The sequence below is a fragment of the Pseudomonas sp. BNK-15 genome, from assembly GCF_047456105.1.
In the GTDB taxonomy this organism is placed as follows: domain Bacteria; phylum Pseudomonadota; class Gammaproteobacteria; order Pseudomonadales; family Pseudomonadaceae; genus Aquipseudomonas; species Aquipseudomonas putida_E.
The window spans coordinates 529,962-549,380 of record NZ_CP179898.1 but is presented as its reverse complement, the minus strand read 5'-3'; the positions used below and the strand labels follow the sequence as shown (position 1 = coordinate 549,380).

Sequence of the window (19,419 nt, the reverse complement as noted above, 5' to 3'; positions counted from 1 at the left end):
TCAGCCGCCGGTCATGTTCATGAAGCGCAGGATCTGCACATCGCCACCGACCTCGAAATGATGGCGGTAGGGCTTGAGGTGCAGCGAATCGCGGATGGCTTTTTCCAGCCGCTCGGCATCACCCGGGTGGGCACGCAGCACCTGTTTGAGGTCCATCGAATGTTCATTGCCCAGGCACAGCAGCAGCCGGCCTTCGACGGTCAGGCGCACACGGTTGCAGGTGGCGCAGAAGTTGTGGCTGTGCGGCGAGATGAACCCGACACGGGTGCTCGCCGCTTCTGCCAGGCGCCAGTAACGCGCCGGGCCCTGGGACGACTCGGTCGACTCGATCAGGGTGAATTGCTCGGCCAGGCGCGCGCGCACTTCGTCGCTGGAGCAGAACGACTCGCCGCGTTCATGCTCGTTGATCACGCCCAGCGGCATTTCTTCGATGAAGGTGATGTCCAGTTCGCGGTCGATGGCAAAGCGCACCAGGTCGACCAGCTCATGGTCGTTGCGCCCCTTGAGCACCACGCAGTTGAGTTTGATGCGCTGAAAACCCGCGCGGCGGGCCGCGTCGATGCCGGCGATCACCTGGGCCAGGTCGCCGGTGCGGGTCAGTTGCTTGAAACGTTCTGCATCGAGGCTGTCGAGGCTGATGTTCAGGCGTGACAGGCCGGCGTCGAACAGCGGCTGAGACAGGCGGGGGAGCTGCGAGCCGTTGCTGGTCATGCACAGTTCACGCAGGCCGGGCAGGGCGGCAATGCGCCCGCACAGGTCGACGATGCCCTGGCGGACCAGAGGCTCGCCGCCGGTGAGGCGAATCTTGCGAGTGCCTAAGGCGACGAAGCGTTCAGCCACCTGGAACAATTCCTCAAGGCTGAGGATCTGCTGGCGCGGCAGGAACTGCATGTCTTCAGCCATGCAGTAGACGCAACGGAAGTCGCAGCGGTCCGTGACCGACATCCGCAGGTAGTCGATTTTCCGGTTGAAGCCGTCGATCAGGGCCCGGCTGTTCTGTTCCACGTTCGCGCTCGGCAGGGGAGGAGTACTGGTTCCACGCTATAACCTGCGGTGTTCGCCGTCAAATTGCTTTGCCCGACTGCTTGATCAATCTCATCTATCACGGCTGCAGGGCCAGTACTCCAAGGCCTTGATCGGATTGTCGCGTTTGCGTGATTACCCGCGAAGGGAACGCTGCCAACACCAGCCCATCATCGAAACGGCCTATCACCCCGTAAGACATTTCGATTGGACGGCCCCCTGTCGGCCTCCATAGGCTGGGAAACAAGCACCGGACGACACGATCCGCTGCACTTTTCGATGCCCGCGTGAGGATTGACCGCATGAGCCAGGACGACCATATCAGGGACTACAAGGGGCCGGCCGCCGGCTGGGGCGCGCTCAAGAGCGTGACCAAGAGCTGGCTGGGCAGTGACAACGCCTTCAAGAACCTGCGGGCCATGCTCAAGACCAACCAGAACGGCGGTTTCGACTGCCCCGGCTGCGCCTGGGGCGAGTCGCCGGAAAGCGACATGGTCAAGTTCTGCGAGAACGGCGCCAAGGCGGTCAACTGGGAGGCCACCGGCCGTTCGGTCGACCCCGCGTTTTTTGCCAGGTACAGCGTCAGCGCGCTGGCCGAGCAGACCGACTACTGGCTCGAATACCAGGGCCGTCTGACCCACCCGATGCGCTACGATGCGGCTACCGACCATTACGTCGAAACCTCCTGGGAAGAGGCCTTTGCTCTGATTGCCCGGCACTTGCATGCGCTCGATTCGCCCGATGAGGCCGAGTTCTACACCTCCGGCCGGGCCAGCAACGAGGCGGCATTCCTGTATCAGCTGTTCGTCCGCGCCTATGGCACCAACAACTTCCCTGACTGCTCGAACATGTGCCACGAGGCCAGCGGCGTGGGCATGTCGGAAACCCTCGGCGTAGGCAAGGGCACCGTGGTGTTTCACGACCTGGAGCTGGCCGACGCGATCTTCGTCATCGGCCAGAACCCCGGCACCAATCACCCGCGCATGCTCGAGCCGCTGCGTGAAGCGGTCAAGCGCGGCGCCCAGGTGGTGTGCTTCAACCCGCTCAAAGAGCGTGGCCTGGAGCGCTTCCAGCACCCGCAGCACCCGTTCGAAATGCTCAGCAACGGCTCCGAGCCGACCAACACCGCCTACTTCCGCCCAGCCCTGGGCGGCGACATGGCGGCCATGCGCGGCATTGCCAAGTACCTGCTGCAGTGGGAGCGCGAAGCCCAGGCCAAGGGTGAACCAGCGGTATTGGACCATGACTTCATCGCCGCGCACACCAGCGGTGTGGACGCCTACCTGGCGGCAGTGGATGCCACCTCGTGGGACCATATCGTCGAGCAGTCCGGCCTGACCCTGGCCGAGATCGAGCTGGCCGCGCGCATGTACCGCAAGGCCGAGCGGGTGATCATGTGCTGGGCGATGGGCATCACCCAGCACCGTCACTCGGTGCCGACCGTGCAGGAGATTGTCAACCTGCAACTGTTGCGCGGCAACGTCGGCAAGCCCGGGGCGGGCCTGTCGCCGGTGCGTGGCCACAGCAACGTGCAAGGCGACCGCACCATGGGCATCGACGAGAAACCCAGGGCGGCGTTGCTCGATGCCTTGGAAAAACGCTTCCAGTTCCGCGTACCTCGCGCCCATGGGCACAACGCGGTGCTGGCGATCCAGGCCATGGAGCAACAGCGTGCCAAGGTGTTCATCGCGCTGGGTGGCAACTTCGCCCAGGCGACGCCGGACACCCCCCGCACCCACGCGGCCCTGCGCAACTGTGCGCTGACGGTGCAGATCTCCACCAAGCTCAACCGTTCGCACCTGGTCACTGGCCGCGATGCGCTGATCCTGCCCTGCCTGGGGCGCACCGAGATCGACCTGCAAGCCGGCGGGCCGCAGGGCGTGACCGTGGAAGACACCTTCAGCATGGTGCATATCTCCCATGGCCAACTGCGCCCGCGTTCCCCGCACATGCGGTCGGAACCCTGGATCATTGCCGGCATGGCCAAGGCCACGCTGGGCAACAAGCCCATCGATTGGGAATACGCCGTTGCCGACTATGGCCGTATTCGCAGCATGATCGCCGATGTCATCCCCGGCTTTGCCAACTTCAACCAGCGCCTGCAGCAGCCAGGCGGTTTCCACCTGGGCAACAGTGCCGCCCAGCGCAGCTGGCGCACGGCGACCGGCAAGGCGCGTTTCAGTGCCAGCCCGTTGCCAGAGCATCTGGTCAATGCCCAGGTGCTCGCCCGTGGCGACAAGCCTGACCTGATCCTGCAGACGATGCGCTCGCATGACCAGTACAACACCACGCTTTATGGGCTAGATGATCGTTATCGGGGCGTGTTTGGCCTGCGAGAAGTGGTGTTCGTCAGCGAGGCGGACATCCGCCGCCTGGGCTTCGAGCCGGGTGAGCACGTAGACCTGGTGTCACTGTGGGAGGACGGTGTGGAGCGCCGGGTATCGGGCTTCCGCCTGGTGCCCTACGACATTCCCGATGGGCAGGCAGCGGCCTACTACCCGGAAACCAACCCGCTGGTGCCGTTGGAAAGTTACGGCGAGGGCACCTATACGCCGACGTCGAAATTCGTGGCGATTCGGCTTGAGAAGGCCAAGGCCGGGAACCGGATCGAAGCGGTGGCGGCGCAGTGATGGGGCGCTAAGGCAGGCACCGATCAGGGCCTGTGTACCGGGAAAGCCGTGGTGTATTTCATCTGCTCCATGGCAAAGCTGGACGTGATGTTGGAGAGCCCATCGGTGCTGGTAATCAGCTTTTTGTAGAACCGGTCGTAGGCGGCGATATCCCCCACCACCACCCGCAGCATGTAATCCCAGTCCCCTGACATGCGATAGAACTCCATCACCTCCTCGAAGCCTTTCACCGTCTCGGCAAACTGCTCAAGCCAGGCGCTGTCGTGGCGCTGGGTCTTGAGCTGGACGAATACCGTCAGGCCCAGGCCCAGGCGTTCGGGGTCGAGCAGGGCGACGCGGCCGAGGATGTAGCCATCCTCTTCCAGGCGTTTGACCCGCTTCCAGCAGGGGGTGGTGGACAGGTTGACGGCTTCGGCCAGGTCCTTGAGCGAGAGCGAGGCGTCGCGCTGGAGCAGGGTGAGGATGTGCTGGTCGAAACTGTCCATGAGGATCCGCTGGCGGTCAGGAAAATATTCCCCAGATTACCCCAACGATAGAAAAAATTCCCGCAACCGCCGGCGTTGTGGCGGCAGGTGATTGTGCGATAGTTGCGCACTTACATCTGCCAATGGGCCCGACCATGTCCGACAAGCCGCGCAATTTCGCCACCCGTACCATCCACGCCGGTGAGCAGTTCAGTGTCGCCGACAACGCGATCTTCCCGCCTATCTACACCGCCAGCTCGTATATCAAGCGCAGCCTCGATGACAACCCCGAGTACGCCTACAGCCGCGTCGGCAACCCGACCCGGCATGCCTATGAAAGCTGTGTCGCGGCGCTTGAAGAGGGTGTTGGCGCGGTGGCCTGTGCCTCCGGTGTAAACGCCACCGCCACGGTGCTGGAGCTGCTCCCCAAGGACGCTCATGTGGTGGTGATGAACGGTGTCTACGGCGGCACCTTCCGCATTCTTGAAGACTACCGCGCACGCACGTCGGGCCTTACCACCACCTATGTCGACCTCAACGATGTCGCGGCCGTAGCGGCGGCGATCAAACCCGAAACCCAGTTGATCTGGATCGAGTCGCCGACCAACCCGTTGCTGCACCTGGTCGACATCAAGGCGGTCTGCGACCTGGCACGGGCGCGTGGCATCCTCACCTGCATCGACAACACCTTCTGCTCGCCGTGGAACCAGCGGCCGATCACCCTCGGTGTGGACCTGGTGATGCATTCGGCCAGCAAATACATTGGCGGCCACTCCGACCTGACCGGCGGCGTGGTGGTGGCTGCCAATGACGCCTTGCTGGGGCGCCTGCGCAAGATCAGCATGGCCGTGGGGGCAATCCAGGGCCCGTTCGACTGTTACCTGGCCCTGCGTGGCCTGAAGACCCTCGACGTGCGCATGGAGCGCCAGTGTGCCAATGCCCTGCAGGTGGCACGCTTTCTGGAAAGCCATCCGCAGATCGAGCAGGTGTATTACCCGGGCCTGGAGAGCCACCCGCAGCACGCGCTGTGCAAACGCCAGATGCGCGCTGGCGGGGCGGTGGTGGCAATGAAGGTCAAGAACGGTGACCGGGCGGCGCTCAACCGCCTGGTGGAGGCATTGCAGATCTTTGTTCTGGCCGATTCGCTGGGCGGCGTGGAGAGCATGATCAACCACTCCTGGAGCATGTCGCACAACTCACTGAGCCCCGAGCAGAAGGGGGTGATGGGCATCAGTGAAAGCCTGTTGCGGCTGTCGATCGGGATCGAGGATTACCGGGACCTGATCGAAGACCTGGACGGGGCTTTGAACGCATCGGCTGCTGTGTAACGGGTGTTGGGCCTGTCGCCGGCAAGCGGGCTTGCCGGCGACAGGCCGATTGATTCAGCAGAGAGCCATCAGGATTTCGGCGGATGAATGATTCGCTCGATCTTGTCCTTGATCAGCAGGCGCTCCTTGCGCAGGCGGTTGACGGTATCGTCGTTGGTCCCATTGCCTTCGGCGGCCACCACCTCCTTGTCTTTGGCGTTGTATTCCTTGTGCAGGGCATGCAGCGTCTGGTCCTTGTCTATCAGTGCCTGGAATGCATCGGCGGTAACGTGCAAGTCAGCGAGCAGATCATGCGGAACTGGCATTTCTTCACCTCTGTCAGGGTTGTCAGTAAGGTCCTGACCTTTGAGGATAGCCGCCTTTGCGCGGGTAGGGGACTGGGGTAGGCTGTCGCTTCCCCCAACGCCTGGAACCTGTGCCATGCCTCACCTGAACCTGGAATACAGCGACAACTTGCGCGAGCTGAATGTCGAGGTACTGCTGTTGCGCCTGAATCACGCCCTGGTCGGCAGCGGCCAGTTTGCCGATGAGGCGGACATCAAAAGCCGCGCCCAGGCGTTCGCCCATTACCGGGTGGGCACAGCACCGGCCGAGCGGGCATTTGCCCATGTGCGCCTGGCCATCCTCAGCGGGCGCCCGGCGGAGGTAAAGAAGCAATTGTCCGCCAGCTTGCTGGAGGTACTGCGTGAGGCCATACCTGAGCAGGCGGGCGTAGACCTGCAATTGTGCGTGGAAGTGCTGGATATCGACCGCGAGCCTTACGCCAAGCTTCGCTTGCCAGGCTGACCGCCGTCGGCGCAGATGTTCGTCAGGTTTCACCCGCAGGGCCCGCGCCGTATATACTGCGCGCCAATGTTTGTGGGAGAGCCTCGTGGCCATCGAAATACACTGGATCCGTGACGACCAGACCCTGGCCGAACTCTGCCAGAGGTGGCGCACATTGCCCTTTGTGGCGCTCGACACCGAATTCATGCGGGTCGACACCTTTTACCCGAAAGCCGGCCTGATCCAGATCGGTGACGGCGAGCGGGCTTATCTCATCGACCCGTTGCTGATCGGCGACTGGCAGCCGCTGGGCGAACTGCTAGAGGATGCCGGCGTGGTCAAGGTGCTGCACGCCTGCAGCGAAGACCTCGAAGTGCTGCTGCGCCTGACCGGCAAGCTGCCCCAGCCGCTGTTCGACACGCAGTTGGCCGCGGGCTACCTGAACCTGGGCTTCTCCATGGGCTATTCGCGCCTGGTCCAAGAAGTGCTGGGCCTTGAGCTGCCCAAGGGTGAAACCCGCTCGGACTGGCTGCAGCGCCCGCTGTCGGACACCCAGGTCAGCTACGCCGCCGAGGATGCCGTGCACCTGGCCGAACTGTTTGCGGCCCTGCGCCCCCGGCTGTCCGACGACAAGTACGCGTGGGTGCTGGAAGACGGTGCCGAACTGGTGGCGGCGTTGCGCCGTGAGGTCGAGCCCGAGACCCTGTACCGCGATGTCAAGCTGGCCTGGAAGCTGGGCCGCCAGCAACTGGCGGTGCTCCGCGAGCTGTGCGCCTGGCGCGAGCGTGAAGCACGCAGCCGCGATGTGCCGCGCAACCGTATCCTCAAGGAACACTCGCTGTGGCCAATGGCCAAGAACCAGCCGGACAACTTGTCGGCCCTGGCCAAGATCGATGAAATGCACCCACGCACCATCCGCCAGGATGGCGCCTTCCTGATCGAGCTGATCAAGCGCGCCGCCAGCCTGCCGCCTGAGCAATGGCCGGCCACGTTGCCCGAACCGCTGCCGATCGAAGCGGCCGGCATCCTCAAGCGCCTGCGCGCCATCGGCCAGGCCGAAGGCGAGCGCTTGGGCATTGCCCCGGAGCTGATGCTGCGCAAAAAGGCCCTGGAAGCCCTGCTCAAGAGCGGCTACCCCAATGGCCCCTATCAACTGCCCGATTCGCTGCGCGGCTGGCGCCGTGAGCGGATGGGCCAGGCCCTGCTGGACGACCTGGCGGGCGCCGGAGAAACCCGATGAAACGTATCTGCTCGATCTACAAGAGCCCCCGCAAGAACGAAATGTACCTCTACGTACTCAAGGCCGAGGGCCTGGAGCGCGTGCCCGAGGCGCTGCTGCCGTTCTTCGGCACGCCCGTGCATGCCTTCGACCTGGTGCTGAGCCCCGAGCGCAAGCTGGCCCGCGAGGACATCGTCAAGGTGCTGGACAACCTCGAAAACCAGGGTTACCACCTGCAAATGCCGCCGGCCGAGGACGAGTACATCGAGCATTTGCCGGAAGAACTTCTGCGCCGAAACGACCCGGTCTGACCCGGCCACTCTCCCTTCACACCCCAAGGTGGCCCGCATGCCGGGCCGCCTTCGTTGTCTGCCAAGGTTGTCACTTTGATGCGCGTTCTGATCGCTGAGCAGGATCATGCCAACTACGCCCGCCTGCTGGCTGAAGCGGCCCCGGACCTGGAAATCCTGACCAGCGGCGATTCCGCCGAACTGGCCTTGCAGGCACCCCAGTGCCCGGTCTGGCTGGGCCAGCCAGACCTGCTTGCCAGTCTGCTGCGCCAGGGCCACAAGCCGGCCTGGATGCAATCGACCTGGGCCGGCATCACGCCCTTGCTGGCCGATGGCTTGCCGCGTGATTACCGCCTGACCCGTGCGGTCGGCATCTTTGGCCAGGTGATGGCCGAGTACATGCTCACCTATATGCTGGGGCACGAGCGCGAAGTGCTGTCTCGGCTGGTGAGCCAGGTGGAGCGCCGTTGGGACGACCGCCCGGGGCGTACGCTTGAAGGGCGCAAGGTGCTGATCGTGGGTACCGGCGATATCGGCCAACGCGTGGCCGAATTTCTCTTGCCGTTTGGCGTGACCCTCTATGGCATCGCCAGCACGCCCCGCGAGCAGGCGCCGTTCGTCGAGGTCGCCGGGTTGGCTGATTTGCCACGGATGGTCGGGCAGGCCGATTACGTGCTCAACCTGTTGCCGGATACCCCGGCAACCCATGACCTTTATGATGCCGCGCTGTTCAAGTGCTTCCAGCCCAGTGCGCTGTTCATCAATGCCGGGCGTGGGGTGGCGGTGGTCGATGCTGACCTGGTCGAGGCGCTGAAGCAGGGGGATCTGGCGGGCGCGGTGATCGATGTGTGCCGGCAGGAGCCGTTGCCGCAGCGTCACCCGTTCTGGACGGCGTGGGGGTTGTTGCTGACCGGGCACAGCTCGGCACCGACTTCGCCGGCGGCGATGGTACGGCTGTTTGTCGAGAACGTGCGGCAATACCAGGCAGGGCAAGGGTTGCGTGGCGAAGTGGATTTCGCGCGGGGCTATTGAGCTGCAGCCGGTCGCTACTGACAAGCGGTCTGGCATTGCCGAAGGCCAGGCTCTAGACTGGCGCCGCCATGGCGCCCAGCTACAAACACTCAAGCTGCAAGCCACCAGAAAAAAGCCATACGCGCCGCAATTGCCTGGAGCTTCCAGCATGAAGCCTGGCGCAGGCCCAATGCAGGAAACCCGTGTGATGATCGCTGAAAGCGCGCCGTTCTGGCGGCGCAAGACCCTCGAACAACTCGACCCGCAAGAGTGGGAATCGCTGTGTGACGGCTGTGGCCTGTGCTGCCTGCAAAAGCTCGAGGACGAGGACGACAACAGCGTCTATTACACCCGTATTGCCTGCAAGCTGCTGGACATGAACACCTGCCAGTGCAGCGACTACCCCAACCGTTTCGCCCAGGTGCCCGATTGCATCCAGCTCACCCCTGGCAAGGCGGACCAGTTCAAGTGGCTGCCGAGCACCTGCGGGTATCGTCTGGTCAGCGAGGGCAAGGACCTGCCGGCATGGCACCACCTGGTCTGCGGCGACCGCAGCCAGGTGCATGAACAGCGCATTTCCCAGTCGGGGCGTATGCTCAGGGAGCAGGATGTGGACGAAGACGACTGGGAAGACCACCTGATTTTTCGCGCCAGCTGAGCGGCATCCTCCGTCGCCTCTGGGAAACAAGGAGTTTCTGTATGCGTTGCCAGCTGTTGCTCCTGCTGGGCCTTGTGGCCAGCTCGCCTGCCTGGGCGAAGAAGGTCGACCTCGACTACCAGGTGCGGCTGTTGCCTGCCAATGGCCAGGCCGAAGTCCGCCTGACCCTGGCAGACGGCAATGCGGTGCGTAGCCTCGACTTTGACCTGGGCAAGCAGGGGGCTTATAGCGGTTTCCAGGCTGACGGCCAGTGGCAGGTGCAGGGGGAGCGCGGTGTGTGGCACCCGGCGGCGGGCAAGACCAGCCTCAGCTACCGGGTCAAGCTGGACGAGAAAGTACGCAGCGGTGCCTATTCCTCGCGCATTACCCCTCACTGGGCGTTGTTCCTGGGTGACCAGCTGGTGCCACCGGCACGCCTTGACCAGCAAGACGGCACCGAACTGGTGGCGCGCTTGTCGGTCGACCTGCCTGAGGGCTGGAAAAGCATCGAAACCTCCTGGCCGCGCATCGGCAAGGACAAGTTCCGTATCGACAATGTATCGCGCCTGTTCGATCGCCCGACGGGCTGGATGCTGGCCGGCGACCTTGGCAGCCGACGTGCGCGTCTGGGCGAGACCGACGTGACGGTGGCGGCCCCGGTGGGGCAGGGCATGCGCCGCATGGACAATCTCACCCTGCTGACCTTCGTCTGGCCGCACCTGCAGGCGGTATTCCCACGCAATCCGGCAAAGCTGCTGTTGGTGGGGGCACGTGATGGCATGTGGCGCGGAGCAATGGCAGCGCGGGGCTCGATGTACCTGCACAGCGCCCGGCCCATGGTCAGCGAGAGCGGTAACAGCCCTTTGCTGCGTGAACTGGTGCAGCTGTTTGCGCAGGTTCATGTGAGTGCTGACAGCGACTGGCTTGGCCAGAGCCTCACCGATTATTACGCCAACGAGTTGCTGCGCCGGGCCGGGGGTGTGAGCGATGACCGCTACCAGGTGTGGCAGGCGCGTTTGCAGAAGCAGGGTGCCAAGGTCACCCAGTTGCGCGGCGAGCGGGCAAGCCCGGCCCAGGTTGCCCGCGGGGTTTTGCTGTTGCAGGCGCTGGACAAGGAGATCCGCATCCACACCCAGGCCAAGCGCTCACTGGATGATGTGACCCAGGCGCTGATGCGCTTGCCGAAGGTGAGCACCGAGGAGTTCGTGCAGATCAGTGAGAACGTGCTGGGGCGGCGATCCGAGGTCTTGCAGAGCAAGGCGTTGCGTTAGCTTGCAGGCTGGCCCTGCCGGCGACAGGGCCATTAAAAACAACTGATCAACTACCCGTGAGCGGGTCTTTCCCCGTTACCGTCACCCCGCGCGTCGCCGCCTCGGCACTGCGTTTGAGCGCCTCCAGCTCCGTCGCACTGCGTTCAATGTCCGAGCGCAAACGGTGATATTCCTGTCGATGCTTCTGCCACCAGGCCTTGGTCGAGCAATGGCCGCTGATTCCGCGAGCCACCGCAAGGCCACCGACCGCCATCTGCAGCAGCCCGACCAGCCCGCCGTGGCGCATACCCTTGGTGAACATCAGCGCACCCCCGGCCAGTGAACCGACCCGTTCCAGGCCCTGTACGTTATGGTCCTGTGACGCCGTAGTGGAATGAATATCGAGCATGGCAAGCCCTCCATCTGAAGTGTAAGCAGCTGACCAGATGCTTGCTGCACACGTTCAGTCGGGTTGCCAAGCGGTCGCAATTTGCCAATGTTGGGAGGGCGCTGCGCGTTGCCCGGCTACTTGAACTTGGGGCCCGAGCGGGTATTGAGCCCCTTGGCCAAACGGTCGTATAGCACCACATTCACCGTCGCGGCGAGGTTCATGCAGCCTTCGGTAGGGATGTAGATGGTTTCTTCACACCATGCGCGCACGCTGGCATCGAGACTGCCGTCTTCCGGCCCGAAGATATAGATGGCGCGATCAGGGTGGGTGTATTCAGGCAGGGGCCGTGCACCTTCCACCAACTCCACTGCAACGGGTGTGCAACCCAGCGGGATGATGCGCTGCAGGTCGTCGATGCCGATCAGCGGAATATCGTAGTGCACGCGCTTGGTGTCAGTGACGAAGTCGCGGGCGCGCTCGTAGCGCTTGCCGGTGTAGAACACCGAGTTGACGCCGTAGCAACCCGCTGCGCGCATCACCGAACCTACGTTCTCTGCAGATTTTGGGTTGAACAGGCCGATGCAGCTGTACCGTTTGTTTGCCACGTGCCGGGGCCCTTCGCAAAAAAAGCGCGATTATACGGGCTCGCCGGCAGCAGCGGGGGGCTGTGTCGACAGTCAGTCTTTCTTCAGCAAGCCAGCCAGCCCGGCGAACGGGTTGTGCGTGGCCTTGGCGATGCTCGGGGTGCTGGTGGAGCCTTCGCTGAAGTACTGCTGGTCGGTATAGCGCGAGTGCTCGTTGTCGTGGCAGTACAGGCACAGCAGCTCCCAGTTGGAGCCGTCCTGGGGGTTGTTGTCGTGGTTGTGGTCACGGTGATGCACGGTCAGCTCGCTCAGGCGCTTGCCGGCGAACTCACGGGCGCAACGGCCGCACACGTGCGGGTACATTCTCAGGGCTTTGTCGCGGTAGCCCATCTCTTTGTCGCGCTTGGCGTCGGCGAGGATGCGGTCGAGGCGGGCGGTGGCGGCGGACGTGGATGCCGAACTCATGGTGTTTCCTTTGTTCTGATCAGGCAGGTAACGGTTATGCCAACGAGTCTAGCGCGCTTGCAGGGCAAGCGGACAGGCGAAAACGTGTATTAAGGCGTAGCCTGTAGGAATGTTCAGACAGGAGGTTGCTGATGTTTCATGCGATCCTCGCCGTGCTGCTGTTAGCCGGCCTGCCCTTGGCGCATGCTGCCGGCACGCCGCCGCGTATCACTACACCGGTGCCCGGGGCACCTGGCACGGCAACGCCCACGCCGTACCCTCAGATTACCCCGAGCACTGCACCCAAGGCCTACGACAGCCAGCCCGGCGCGCCGCTGCTGCCGCCCATGCCGGTGCCCGGGCCGCCGAAGGATCAGCCATTGCCTGGTTTGCGTACGGAACCGCCCAAGCCGCCGGCGAATGATGACTAAAGCGCCAGGCGCTGCCCGTCCTGCATCCGCAGGCGTTTCGACAAGGCTACGGCCAGTGCGCGGATGATCCGCGCGGCGATGCGTGGGGCTTCGTTGAGCATCTTTTCCAGCGAATCCTTGCCCAAGGTCAGCAGTAGGCAGTCGCTGGCGGCCAGGCAGCTGGCCGAGCGGCGCTCGCCGTCGAGCACGGCCATTTCGCCGAAGGCGCGGCCACTGCGCAGCGTGGCGATTTCTACCTGGGCGCCGTGGGCGTCGGTCTTGCGCACTGAAACCACACCGTGGTGCAGGATGCACATGAAGGTGCCGGCGTCGCCTTCGTTGAAGATGGTTTCGCCTTCGACCAGGGTGGCGAGGCTGAAGTAGCCTGCGGCGGTATGGAAGTCACCGGGCTGCAAGGTATCGAACAGGTCGCAGTCCATGAGCATGTCGCGGATTTCGGCGCTGAGATGGGTCTGGTCGGGCATGTGTCGTTCTTCTTGGCGGGTGTTGTCCGAAAGTTTCTGGGCGGCCCCGATCGTCGGCTTGCCGGCAATCAGGGCCATTGGCCCTGCGAACCTATGACAACGAAAAGCGCGTTTTACACCACGCCCAGCTCATTGAAGACGAACGCATATTCAAGTGCCACGTCTCGCAACCCCTGGTAGCGCCCACTCATACCGCCGTGGCCGGCCCCCATTTCGGTCTTGAGCAGCAGCAGGTTGCTGTCGGTCTTGCGCGTACGCAGGCGCGCCACCCACTTGGCCGCCTCCCAGTACTGCACGCGGCTGTCGTTGTAGCCAGCGACCACCAGCATGGCCGGGTAGGCCTGGGCGCTGACGTTCTCGTAGGGGGCGTAGGCCTTGATCCGCTCATACACCTGCGGCTCTTGCGGGTTGCCCCATTCGTCGTACTCGGTGACGGTCAATGGCAGCTCGGGGTCGAGCATGGTGTTGAGCACATCGACGAACGGCACTTCGGCGATGGCGCAGCGGAACAGATCCGGGCGCAGGTTGAGCACCGCGCCCATCAGCAGGCCACCGGCGCTGCCACCACTGATGGCCAAGCGGTCGGAGGCTGTCACGCCTTTAGCGATCAGGTGCTCGGCGCAGGCGATGAAGTCGCTGAAGCTGTTGTGCTTGTGCTCCTGCTTGCCGGCGCGGTACCAGGCTTCACCCAGCTCGCCGCCACCGCGCACATGGGCGATGGCAAAGGCCACACCGCGTTGCAGCAGGCTCAGGCGGGCGTGCGAGAACCACGGGTCGAGGCTCTCACCGTAGGCACCGTAACCGTACAGGTAGAGAGGGACCGTCTTGCCCTGGTCTTGTTTGCGGCGCACCAGGCTGATCGGCACCTGGGTGCCGTCGGCGGCGGTGGCCCACAGGCGTTCGCTGACGTAGTCGTCGGCATCGAACTCGCCCAGCACCGGGGTTTGCTTGAGCACTGTCTGCGCGCCCGTGGCCAGGTCCAGCTGACGCACCTGGGCCGGGCGGTTGAGTGCCTCGTAGCGCAGGCGGATGCGCGGGCTGGCGAACTCCAGGCTGTCCTGTACGTACAGGCTATAGGCCGCGTCAGGCAACTCGACGCGGTAGGCCGGCGTGCCTTGTGGGCGCACTTCGATGATCGGCAGGCCGCCTTCACGCAGGCTCAAGGTGAGGGCGCTGGCGTTGAGGCTCAGGCCTTCGAGCATGATGTCGTCGCGGTGCGGCACCAGCACCTGCCATTGCTCGCGGGTGGGCACCTGGTCTGCCGCTGCCTGGTACAGGGCGAAATTGATGCCGTCCTGGTTGCTGCGGATGAACCAGCGCCACTGGCCATCGAGCTGGCCGTGGTCGGGGAAATACTCGTGGCCCTCGGCGCGCGGTGCCAGGCAGGTAAATGCCGCCCGTGGCGTTTCAGCGTCCAGCACCCAGGCTTCGCTGGTGGTCTTGCTGTTGAGCAGCAGGACCAGCTGGCGCTCGGAGCTGGCGCGGTAGCAATGCAGGAAAAAACGCCCGTCCGGCTCTTCGAATACGGTCTGCGCGCCGGTTTCGCCCAACGTGTGACGGCGCAGCCGCCACGGGCGGTGGGTGTCGTCCAGTTCGGCAAAGAACAGCGTCTGGCTGTCGTTGGCCCAGGTCAGGCTGCCGTCGCAGTCGTCGAAGGGCAGGGCGGTCAGGTTGCCGCTGGCCAGGTCCTTGACGTACAGGGTGTAGACCTCGTCGCCGCTGGTGTCGAGGCTGTAGGCCAGCAGGCGGTGATCGGGGCTGACGCTGAAGCCGCCAAGGGCCAGAAAGCCGCCGTTGGCCAAGGCGTTGGGGTCGAGCAGCAGCTGTTCCTGGCTTTCGTCCACCGTGTTGGCGTCATCCGCAGGCCGTGGGCAGCGATAGTGGCGCGGGTATTCATCGCCTGCCGTGGTGCGGGTGTAATAGAGGTACGGGCCCCAGGGGGAGGGCAGCGACAGGTCGGTTTCCAGGATACGGCCCTTGATCTCTTCGAACAGCTGTTCGCGCAGGGGCGCCTGGTCGGCCAGGCAGGCTTGCTGGTAGGCGTTTTCGGCCTGCAGGTACTCGAGCACCTCAGGGGTGTCGCGCTGTTGCAACCAGGCGTAAGGGTCGGTGGCCTGGTCTTGGCGGGCGATGGGGGGCTGGAGCGCGTTGGGCATCGGGGATCTCTTGGCTGGGGGGCGCCTGCGCCCGGAAAAGTGTTTATCATAGGCAACTCTTTGCCTGGCTTGCACGATCACCATGACCGAGAACGACTATACCCTCGCCTGGGGCCTTTACGCTGTTGCTGCCCTGGGTTGTCTCTGGGTGGGTTTCAAACTCACTGGCTGGATGTGGCGCTGGCTGCGTGAGCCGCTGCGGGTGATCCTCGCGGTCCTGTTGTTGACGCCGACCGTCGTCGACCCGGGCAAGGATGCCATGGCCCCGGCCATCGCCATCACTGCCCTGGACGTTGCCTTCAAGGTGGGCAACAACGCCTGGCGCGCGGTATCGGACTTTGCCATGTACGGCCTTATCGCCTTTGGCCTGTACCTGGCCTTCGTGCTGCTGCGCTGGCCGCTGGAAAAGCGTGCCCGCGAGCGTCGCGAGCAGCAGGAGGCCGCCGCCAAACGCCTGGCTGCCGAGGATGACCAAGTGGGCGTCGGGGCGCCGCTGGCCGCCGAACGCGGTGACCGTTACCGCAATGACCCACCGCCTGCCGCACCTTCTGGTGGCCGGGTCGAGCCACGTCTGTAAGCGGAGGCATCACCATGTGCGAACTGCTGGGCATGAGCGCCAACGTCCCCACCGACATCGTCTTCAGCTTCACCGGCCTGATGCAGCGCGGCGGCCGTACCGGCCCGCACCGTGACGGCTGGGGCATCGGTTTCTACGAGGGCCGCGGCCTGCGGCTGTTCCAGGACCCGGCAGCGAGCAGCGAGTCGGAAGTCGCCAACCTGGTGCAGCGTTATCCGATCAAGAGCGAAGTGGTCATTGGCCACATCCGCCAGGCCAATGTCGGCCAGGTGTGCCTGTCCAATACGCACCCGTTCGTGCGCGAAATGTGGGGCCGTAACTGGTGCTTCGCCCACAACGGCCAGCTGGGGGCGTTCAAGGGCGAGGCGACCTTTTACCGGCCGGTGGGCGACACCGACAGCGAAGCAGCCTTTTGCGACTTGCTCAACCGCATCCGCGCGGCTTTCCCTGAGCCGGTCGCAGTGGAACAGCTGCTGCCGGTGCTGGTCGAAGCCTGTGCCGAGTATCGCGGCAAGGGCGTGTTCAACTGCCTGCTCAGCAATGGTGACTGGCTGTTCTGCTTCTGTTCGACCAAGCTGGTACACATTACCCGTCGCGCCCCCTTTGGCGCGGCGCGTTTGAAGGATGTCGACCTGATCGTCGACTTTCACACCCAAACCACCCCCAATGACGTGGTCACGGTGATTGCCACCGAGGCCTTGACCGAGAACGAGACCTGGCGGCGCTACGAACCCGGCCAATGGGGCCTGTGGCGGCACGGAGAGTGCGTTTCGCAAGGCCAGAGCTAAGGACGCTGCATGTTCAGAAGTTACCTGCGGTTGCTGCTGTTCACCTTCGGCCTGCTGGCCGGTATCCAGGTGCCTGGGCTGGTCAAGGATTACAGCCAGCGGGTCGAGGCGCACCTGTTCGAATCGCGCCAGGCACTCGATGGCTTCAAACAGACCGCCGAACGCTTCTTCAAGGGCGATTTGCAGGCGCTGGTGCGGCATTACCGCAGCAGTGACGATGTGGTGTTCAACAGCGATGCCAACAGCATAGAAAGCCTGCTGATCCGCAACCAGCTGCTCGAGAACGAGTGGCAGGCGCTGCAAGGCTCGTGGGTCAGCCGCACCTGGCATGTGCTGGTGCAGCCCGACCCGCAAATGCGTGAAGAGACGCTCAAGGGGTACAGCTATCAGATTCTGCTGGTGCCGGAGGCGATTGGCTGGGGCGTCGGTGCAGGGTTTGTGCTGGCGTTTGTCGTCGAAAGCCTGTTGCTGGGAATTGCCTGGGTCATTCTCGGTGGGCGGCGCAAGGCGGTGAAAGAGAGCTGGCGTTGATCCCTGCTGGGTCAGGCCCGGCTCTACCGCCGGCAAGCCGGCTGCCACAAATAAATCACTGTCCGTGAGAGCTGTGAGAGCCGGTACAGATACTAGCGTTTGTCAAACCAACACAATCCGCTGCCCTCCCACATCCCGCGCATAGCGCTCCAGCACCTGCCGGCACACCCCAACCACCTCAACCACCAGCGCCACCCCGGTCTGCCAGGCCACCACCAGTTCCAGGCTCGGCGGCGGCTGCAAGCCTTCGAGCAGCACCAGTTCGCCCCGGCTCAGTTCGGCGTCCACCAGCGCGGGCGGCAGCGCACCAATGCCGAAGCCGTCGCGCAACAGCCGTGTGATCGCCGCCACCGAGTTCACGCAGTTGAGCCGTGGGGTTTCGGCCCCTGCGGCCTGCAACAGGCTGAGCACTTCCTGGTGCGGCCGTGAGTTCTTCGAGAACGTGACGATCCGCTCACGCCCAAGCTCGGCCAGCGAGGCGTAGTCGCGGTGTTGGGCTGAGCCGGCCGCCACCACCCAGCCCATCGGGTAGCGCGCCAGGTCCAGGCTGCGGATCGACTGTTCGCGCAGCAGGTCGGTTTGCAGGATCACGTCGAGAAAGCCTTTTTGCAGCTGTTCGCGCAAGTTCAGTGCAGTATCGGCCACCAGCTCGATTTCCACCTGGGGGTAGCGTTCGCTCAACTCGGCCACCAGCGCGCTCATCCAGGTGTGGATCACGGTGTCCATCACGCCAAGCCGGATGCGCCCGACCTTGGCCCGGTCGCTGTCCAGCGACTGTTTCATGGCCTTGGCGGTGTCGAGCATGCGCTCGGCATACTCCAGCACCTTGCTGCCCTCCGGGGTCAGGCTGACGCCGCGTGAATCGCGCAGCAGCAGCTTGACGCCCAGGTCGGCTTCCAGTGCCGCAATGCGGCTGGAGACCGACGCCTGGGTGGTGAAAAGTTTCTCGGCGGTGAGGCGGAAGCTCTTGAGCCGGGCGACCCAGACGAAAGTTTCGAGGAAGCGTAGGTTCATGATCAGTTTTTCTTGTTCCAGACCGGCGGTTTTTCTCGTTGGACTCGGGCGCTGCGGGCTCTGAACATGACGCACAGGCCGCGACGCCAGACGTCGCCCATAAAACAATACCAACAAGCCGAGGCAAGCATGAACCCAAGCGGCGTGCAGCAACAGGTGCAATCCCCACCTTCGACCGGGCCGTTCGCCTGGTACCGCGACATCGACTCCCAGCAACGGCGCACGTTCTGGAGCTGCAAGATCGGCTATGGCCTGGATGGCATGGACACCCAAATGCTCAGCTTCGTCATCCCTACGCTGATCATGCTGTGGGGCATCACCACGACCGAAGCCGGGCTGATCCACACCAGCACCCTGATTGCCTCGGCTATCGGCGGCTGGGTCGCCGGCATCCTCTCCGACCGCATCGGCCGCGTGCGCACCCTGCAACTGACGGTGCTGTGGTTCGCCTTTTTCACCTTCCTCTGCGGCTTCGCCCAGAACTACGAACAGTTGCTGATCGCCCGGACTCTTATGGGCTTTGGCTTTGGCGGCGAATGGACCGCCGGCGCGGTGCTGATCGGTGAGGTGATCCGCGCCCAGGACCGTGGCAAGGCGGTGGGCATGGTGCAGTCCGGCTGGGCCATCGGCTGGGGCCTGACGGCGATCCTTTATGCGCTGCTGTTCTCCTGGCTACCGGCGGAGCAGGCGTGGCGCGCGCTGTTCCTGCTGGGGCTGGTACCGGCCATTTTCGTGATTTTCGTCCGGCGCCTGGTCAAAGACCCTGAGGTGTATCGCCAGGCCAAGGCAGTGGAGAGCGCCGAGGCGCCCTCGCAGTTCTACGAGATCTTCGCCCCCGGCATGCTCTGGACCACAATACGTGCGTCGCTGCTGACCACCGGTGCGCTGGGGGGCTACTACGCCATCACCTCGTGGCTGCCGACCTTCCTCAAGAACGAGCGCGGCTTGAGCGTGCTGGGTACCGGTGGCTACCTGGCCATGGTGATCGTCGGCTCCTACATCGGCTATGTGGTCAGCGCTTACCTGTCTGACATTCTGGGGCGCAAGAAGAACTTCATCCTGTTCGCCGTGGGCTCGTTCATCATCGTGCTGCTGTACACCCAGATGCCGGTCAGCGATGGCGTGATGCTGTGGCTGGGTTTCCCGCTGGGCTTTTTTGCCTCGGGCATCTTCAGCGGCATGGGGGCCTTCCTCACCGAGCTGTTCCCCACCCGTATCCGTGGCTCGGGGCAGGGCTTCTGCTACAACATCGGCAAGGTCATCGCCGCGATGTTCCCCTTGCTGATCGGCCTGCTTGGCCAGAAGGTGCCGCTCGGGCTGGGCATTGGCGGGTTCGCCGCGGTGTCGTACGGTGTGGTGATTCTGGCGGCCTTGAGCCTGCCGGAAACCCGCGGCAAACACCTCCAGGCGCGTTAAGGTAGG

22 protein-coding genes are annotated in these 19,419 nt (G+C 63.9%); 13 read left to right on the top strand and 9 right to left on the bottom strand.

Going from position 1 to position 19,419, the window contains the following annotated elements:
• Entirely contained in the window at positions 1 to 1,005 is a 1,005-nt protein-coding gene (moaA, locus tag ACMGF5_RS02420) for a GTP 3',8-cyclase MoaA (RefSeq protein WP_115274084.1), read from the bottom strand.
• Between the two features lie 320 nt (positions 1,006 to 1,325).
• Between moaA and ACMGF5_RS02415 the strand changes: the two genes are divergently transcribed.
• Positions 1,326 to 3,653: an FdhF/YdeP family oxidoreductase gene (locus ACMGF5_RS02415; RefSeq protein WP_196996883.1), complete on the top strand. Its 2,328-nt coding sequence runs from the start codon at positions 1,326 to 1,328 to the stop codon at positions 3,651 to 3,653.
• Positions 3,654 to 3,676: 23 nt separating this feature from the next.
• On the opposite strand, the gene ACMGF5_RS02410 is transcribed toward ACMGF5_RS02415, so the two are convergent.
• The gene (locus ACMGF5_RS02410; RefSeq protein WP_012315727.1) at positions 3,677 to 4,138 is read right to left on the bottom strand and encodes an Lrp/AsnC family transcriptional regulator; all 462 of its coding nucleotides are present in this window, start codon (positions 4,136 to 4,138) and stop codon (positions 3,677 to 3,679) included.
• A 122-nt stretch (positions 4,139 to 4,260) separates the two neighbouring features.
• On the opposite strand from ACMGF5_RS02410, the gene ACMGF5_RS02405 reads away from it, so the two are divergent.
• The gene (locus ACMGF5_RS02405) at positions 4,261 to 5,445 is read left to right on the top strand and encodes a trans-sulfuration enzyme family protein (RefSeq protein WP_115274086.1); all 1,185 of its coding nucleotides are present in this window, start codon (positions 4,261 to 4,263) and stop codon (positions 5,443 to 5,445) included.
• 68 nt (positions 5,446 to 5,513) lie between these two features.
• Here the strand turns inward: ACMGF5_RS02405 and ACMGF5_RS02400 are convergent, their stop codons facing one another.
• A complete protein-coding gene (locus tag ACMGF5_RS02400) occupies positions 5,514 to 5,750 on the bottom strand; it encodes a YdcH family protein (RefSeq protein ID WP_012315725.1) in 237 nt (78 codons plus the stop codon).
• Positions 5,751 to 5,865: 115 nt separating this feature from the next.
• Here ACMGF5_RS02400 and ACMGF5_RS02395 point away from each other — a divergent pair, with 115 nt between their 5' ends.
• From ACMGF5_RS02395 to ACMGF5_RS02370, 6 genes are all read left to right on the top strand, one after another.
• Positions 5,866 to 6,231 carry a 5-carboxymethyl-2-hydroxymuconate Delta-isomerase gene (locus ACMGF5_RS02395; RefSeq protein ID WP_046788014.1) on the top strand — a complete coding sequence of 122 codons (366 nt, stop codon included), beginning with the start codon at positions 5,866 to 5,868 and terminating at the stop codon, positions 6,229 to 6,231.
• 85 nt (positions 6,232 to 6,316) lie between these two features.
• The gene (gene rnd / locus ACMGF5_RS02390; RefSeq protein ID WP_115274087.1) at positions 6,317 to 7,450 is read left to right on the top strand and encodes a ribonuclease D; all 1,134 of its coding nucleotides are present in this window, start codon (positions 6,317 to 6,319) and stop codon (positions 7,448 to 7,450) included.
• The gene (locus ACMGF5_RS02385) at positions 7,447 to 7,740 is read left to right on the top strand and encodes a YcgL domain-containing protein (RefSeq protein ID WP_012315722.1); all 294 of its coding nucleotides are present in this window, start codon (positions 7,447 to 7,449) and stop codon (positions 7,738 to 7,740) included. The genes rnd and ACMGF5_RS02385 overlap by 4 nt, the downstream gene beginning before the upstream one ends.
• Positions 7,741 to 7,818: 78 nt before the next feature.
• Positions 7,819 to 8,751 (top strand): D-2-hydroxyacid dehydrogenase, encoded by a 933-nt coding sequence (locus tag ACMGF5_RS02380; protein ID WP_237860618.1) that lies wholly within the window; start codon positions 7,819 to 7,821, stop codon positions 8,749 to 8,751.
• Between the two features lie 187 nt (positions 8,752 to 8,938).
• On the top strand, positions 8,939 to 9,388 hold the full coding sequence (locus tag ACMGF5_RS02375; protein ID WP_042112095.1) for a YcgN family cysteine cluster protein: 450 nt from the start codon (positions 8,939 to 8,941) through the stop codon (positions 9,386 to 9,388).
• A gap of 41 nt (positions 9,389 to 9,429) precedes the next feature.
• Positions 9,430 to 10,638: a hypothetical protein gene (locus ACMGF5_RS02370; RefSeq protein ID WP_414157547.1), complete on the top strand. Its 1,209-nt coding sequence runs from the start codon at positions 9,430 to 9,432 to the stop codon at positions 10,636 to 10,638.
• 46 nt (positions 10,639 to 10,684) lie between these two features.
• Here ACMGF5_RS02370 and ACMGF5_RS02365 read toward each other — a convergent pair whose 3' ends face one another.
• From ACMGF5_RS02365 to ACMGF5_RS02355, 3 genes are all read right to left on the bottom strand, one after another.
• Entirely contained in the window at positions 10,685 to 11,026 is a 342-nt protein-coding gene (locus ACMGF5_RS02365) for a DUF2892 domain-containing protein (protein ID WP_046788018.1), read from the bottom strand.
• Positions 11,027 to 11,142: 116 nt separating this feature from the next.
• The gene (locus ACMGF5_RS02360) at positions 11,143 to 11,613 is read right to left on the bottom strand and encodes an RNA methyltransferase (protein WP_033699757.1); all 471 of its coding nucleotides are present in this window, start codon (positions 11,611 to 11,613) and stop codon (positions 11,143 to 11,145) included.
• Between the two features lie 72 nt (positions 11,614 to 11,685).
• A complete protein-coding gene (locus ACMGF5_RS02355; protein WP_012315716.1) occupies positions 11,686 to 12,057 on the bottom strand; it encodes a YajD family HNH nuclease in 372 nt (123 codons plus the stop codon).
• A gap of 131 nt (positions 12,058 to 12,188) precedes the next feature.
• Here ACMGF5_RS02355 and ACMGF5_RS02350 point away from each other — a divergent pair, with 131 nt between their 5' ends.
• Entirely contained in the window at positions 12,189 to 12,467 is a 279-nt protein-coding gene (locus tag ACMGF5_RS02350; RefSeq protein WP_119687621.1) for a hypothetical protein, read from the top strand.
• Here ACMGF5_RS02350 and ACMGF5_RS02345 read toward each other — a convergent pair.
• Both ACMGF5_RS02345 and ACMGF5_RS02340 read right to left on the bottom strand, forming a co-directional pair.
• Positions 12,464 to 12,931, bottom strand: coding sequence for a Crp/Fnr family transcriptional regulator (locus ACMGF5_RS02345; RefSeq protein ID WP_119689081.1), 468 nt, complete (start codon positions 12,929 to 12,931; stop codon positions 12,464 to 12,466). The two genes, ACMGF5_RS02350 and ACMGF5_RS02345, sit on opposite strands and share 4 nt — an antisense overlap.
• A gap of 113 nt (positions 12,932 to 13,044) precedes the next feature.
• Positions 13,045 to 15,087 carry a S9 family peptidase gene (locus ACMGF5_RS02340; RefSeq protein WP_414157546.1) on the bottom strand — a complete coding sequence of 681 codons (2,043 nt, stop codon included), beginning with the start codon at positions 15,085 to 15,087 and terminating at the stop codon, positions 13,045 to 13,047.
• 82 nt (positions 15,088 to 15,169) lie between these two features.
• Between ACMGF5_RS02340 and ACMGF5_RS02335 the strand changes: the two genes are divergently transcribed.
• Genes ACMGF5_RS02335 through ACMGF5_RS02325 form a run of 3 tightly spaced genes read left to right on the top strand, consistent with a single transcriptional unit; the run spans position 15,170 to position 16,983 of the window.
• Positions 15,170 to 15,664 (top strand): hypothetical protein, encoded by a 495-nt coding sequence (locus ACMGF5_RS02335; RefSeq protein ID WP_012315712.1) that lies wholly within the window; start codon positions 15,170 to 15,172, stop codon positions 15,662 to 15,664.
• Positions 15,665 to 15,678: 14 nt separating this feature from the next.
• The gene (locus tag ACMGF5_RS02330) at positions 15,679 to 16,452 is read left to right on the top strand and encodes a class II glutamine amidotransferase (protein ID WP_012315711.1); all 774 of its coding nucleotides are present in this window, start codon (positions 15,679 to 15,681) and stop codon (positions 16,450 to 16,452) included.
• A 9-nt stretch (positions 16,453 to 16,461) separates the two neighbouring features.
• On the top strand, positions 16,462 to 16,983 hold the full coding sequence (locus ACMGF5_RS02325; RefSeq protein WP_012315710.1) for a DUF2937 family protein: 522 nt from the start codon (positions 16,462 to 16,464) through the stop codon (positions 16,981 to 16,983).
• A gap of 102 nt (positions 16,984 to 17,085) precedes the next feature.
• Here the strand turns inward: ACMGF5_RS02325 and ACMGF5_RS02320 are convergent, their stop codons facing one another.
• Complete coding sequence (locus ACMGF5_RS02320; RefSeq protein ID WP_119687618.1) at positions 17,086 to 17,997, bottom strand: LysR family transcriptional regulator; 912 nt, start codon at positions 17,995 to 17,997, stop codon at positions 17,086 to 17,088.
• Between the two features lie 129 nt (positions 17,998 to 18,126).
• Here ACMGF5_RS02320 and ACMGF5_RS02315 point away from each other — a divergent pair, with 129 nt between their 5' ends.
• A complete protein-coding gene (locus ACMGF5_RS02315) occupies positions 18,127 to 19,413 on the top strand; it encodes an MFS transporter (RefSeq protein ID WP_039603254.1) in 1,287 nt (428 codons plus the stop codon).
• Positions 19,414 to 19,419: the final 6 nt, after the last annotated feature.

Excerpts from the sequence above, each read along its gene's own strand:
- ACMGF5_RS02415 (WP_196996883.1), top strand. The coding sequence starts at position 1,326 with ATGAGCCAGGACGACCATATCAGGGACTACAAGGGGCCGGCCGCCGGC.
- ACMGF5_RS02410 (WP_012315727.1), bottom strand. The coding sequence starts at position 4,138 with ATGGACAGTTTCGACCAGCACATCCTCACCCTGCTCCAGCGCGACGCC.
- ACMGF5_RS02405 (WP_115274086.1), top strand. The coding sequence starts at position 4,261 with ATGGGCCCGACCATGTCCGACAAGCCGCGCAATTTCGCCACCCGTACC.
- ACMGF5_RS02400 (WP_012315725.1), bottom strand. The coding sequence starts at position 5,750 with ATGCCAGTTCCGCATGATCTGCTCGCTGACTTGCACGTTACCGCCGAT.
- ACMGF5_RS02395 (WP_046788014.1), top strand. The coding sequence starts at position 5,866 with ATGCCTCACCTGAACCTGGAATACAGCGACAACTTGCGCGAGCTGAAT.
- ACMGF5_RS02385 (WP_012315722.1), top strand. The coding sequence starts at position 7,447 with ATGAAACGTATCTGCTCGATCTACAAGAGCCCCCGCAAGAACGAAATG.
- ACMGF5_RS02380 (WP_237860618.1), top strand. The coding sequence starts at position 7,819 with ATGCGCGTTCTGATCGCTGAGCAGGATCATGCCAACTACGCCCGCCTG.
- ACMGF5_RS02375 (WP_042112095.1), top strand. The coding sequence starts at position 8,939 with ATGATCGCTGAAAGCGCGCCGTTCTGGCGGCGCAAGACCCTCGAACAA.
- ACMGF5_RS02370 (WP_414157547.1), top strand. The coding sequence starts at position 9,430 with ATGCGTTGCCAGCTGTTGCTCCTGCTGGGCCTTGTGGCCAGCTCGCCT.
- ACMGF5_RS02365 (WP_046788018.1), bottom strand. The coding sequence starts at position 11,026 with ATGCTCGATATTCATTCCACTACGGCGTCACAGGACCATAACGTACAG.
- ACMGF5_RS02355 (WP_012315716.1), bottom strand. The coding sequence starts at position 12,057 with ATGAGTTCGGCATCCACGTCCGCCGCCACCGCCCGCCTCGACCGCATC.
- ACMGF5_RS02350 (WP_119687621.1), top strand. The coding sequence starts at position 12,189 with ATGTTTCATGCGATCCTCGCCGTGCTGCTGTTAGCCGGCCTGCCCTTG.
- ACMGF5_RS02345 (WP_119689081.1), bottom strand. The coding sequence starts at position 12,931 with ATGCCCGACCAGACCCATCTCAGCGCCGAAATCCGCGACATGCTCATG.
- ACMGF5_RS02340 (WP_414157546.1), bottom strand. The coding sequence starts at position 15,087 with ATGCCCAACGCGCTCCAGCCCCCCATCGCCCGCCAAGACCAGGCCACC.
- ACMGF5_RS02335 (WP_012315712.1), top strand. The coding sequence starts at position 15,170 with ATGACCGAGAACGACTATACCCTCGCCTGGGGCCTTTACGCTGTTGCT.
- ACMGF5_RS02330 (WP_012315711.1), top strand. The coding sequence starts at position 15,679 with ATGTGCGAACTGCTGGGCATGAGCGCCAACGTCCCCACCGACATCGTC.
- ACMGF5_RS02325 (WP_012315710.1), top strand. The coding sequence starts at position 16,462 with ATGTTCAGAAGTTACCTGCGGTTGCTGCTGTTCACCTTCGGCCTGCTG.
- ACMGF5_RS02320 (WP_119687618.1), bottom strand. The coding sequence starts at position 17,997 with ATGAACCTACGCTTCCTCGAAACTTTCGTCTGGGTCGCCCGGCTCAAG.
- ACMGF5_RS02315 (WP_039603254.1), top strand. The coding sequence starts at position 18,127 with ATGAACCCAAGCGGCGTGCAGCAACAGGTGCAATCCCCACCTTCGACC.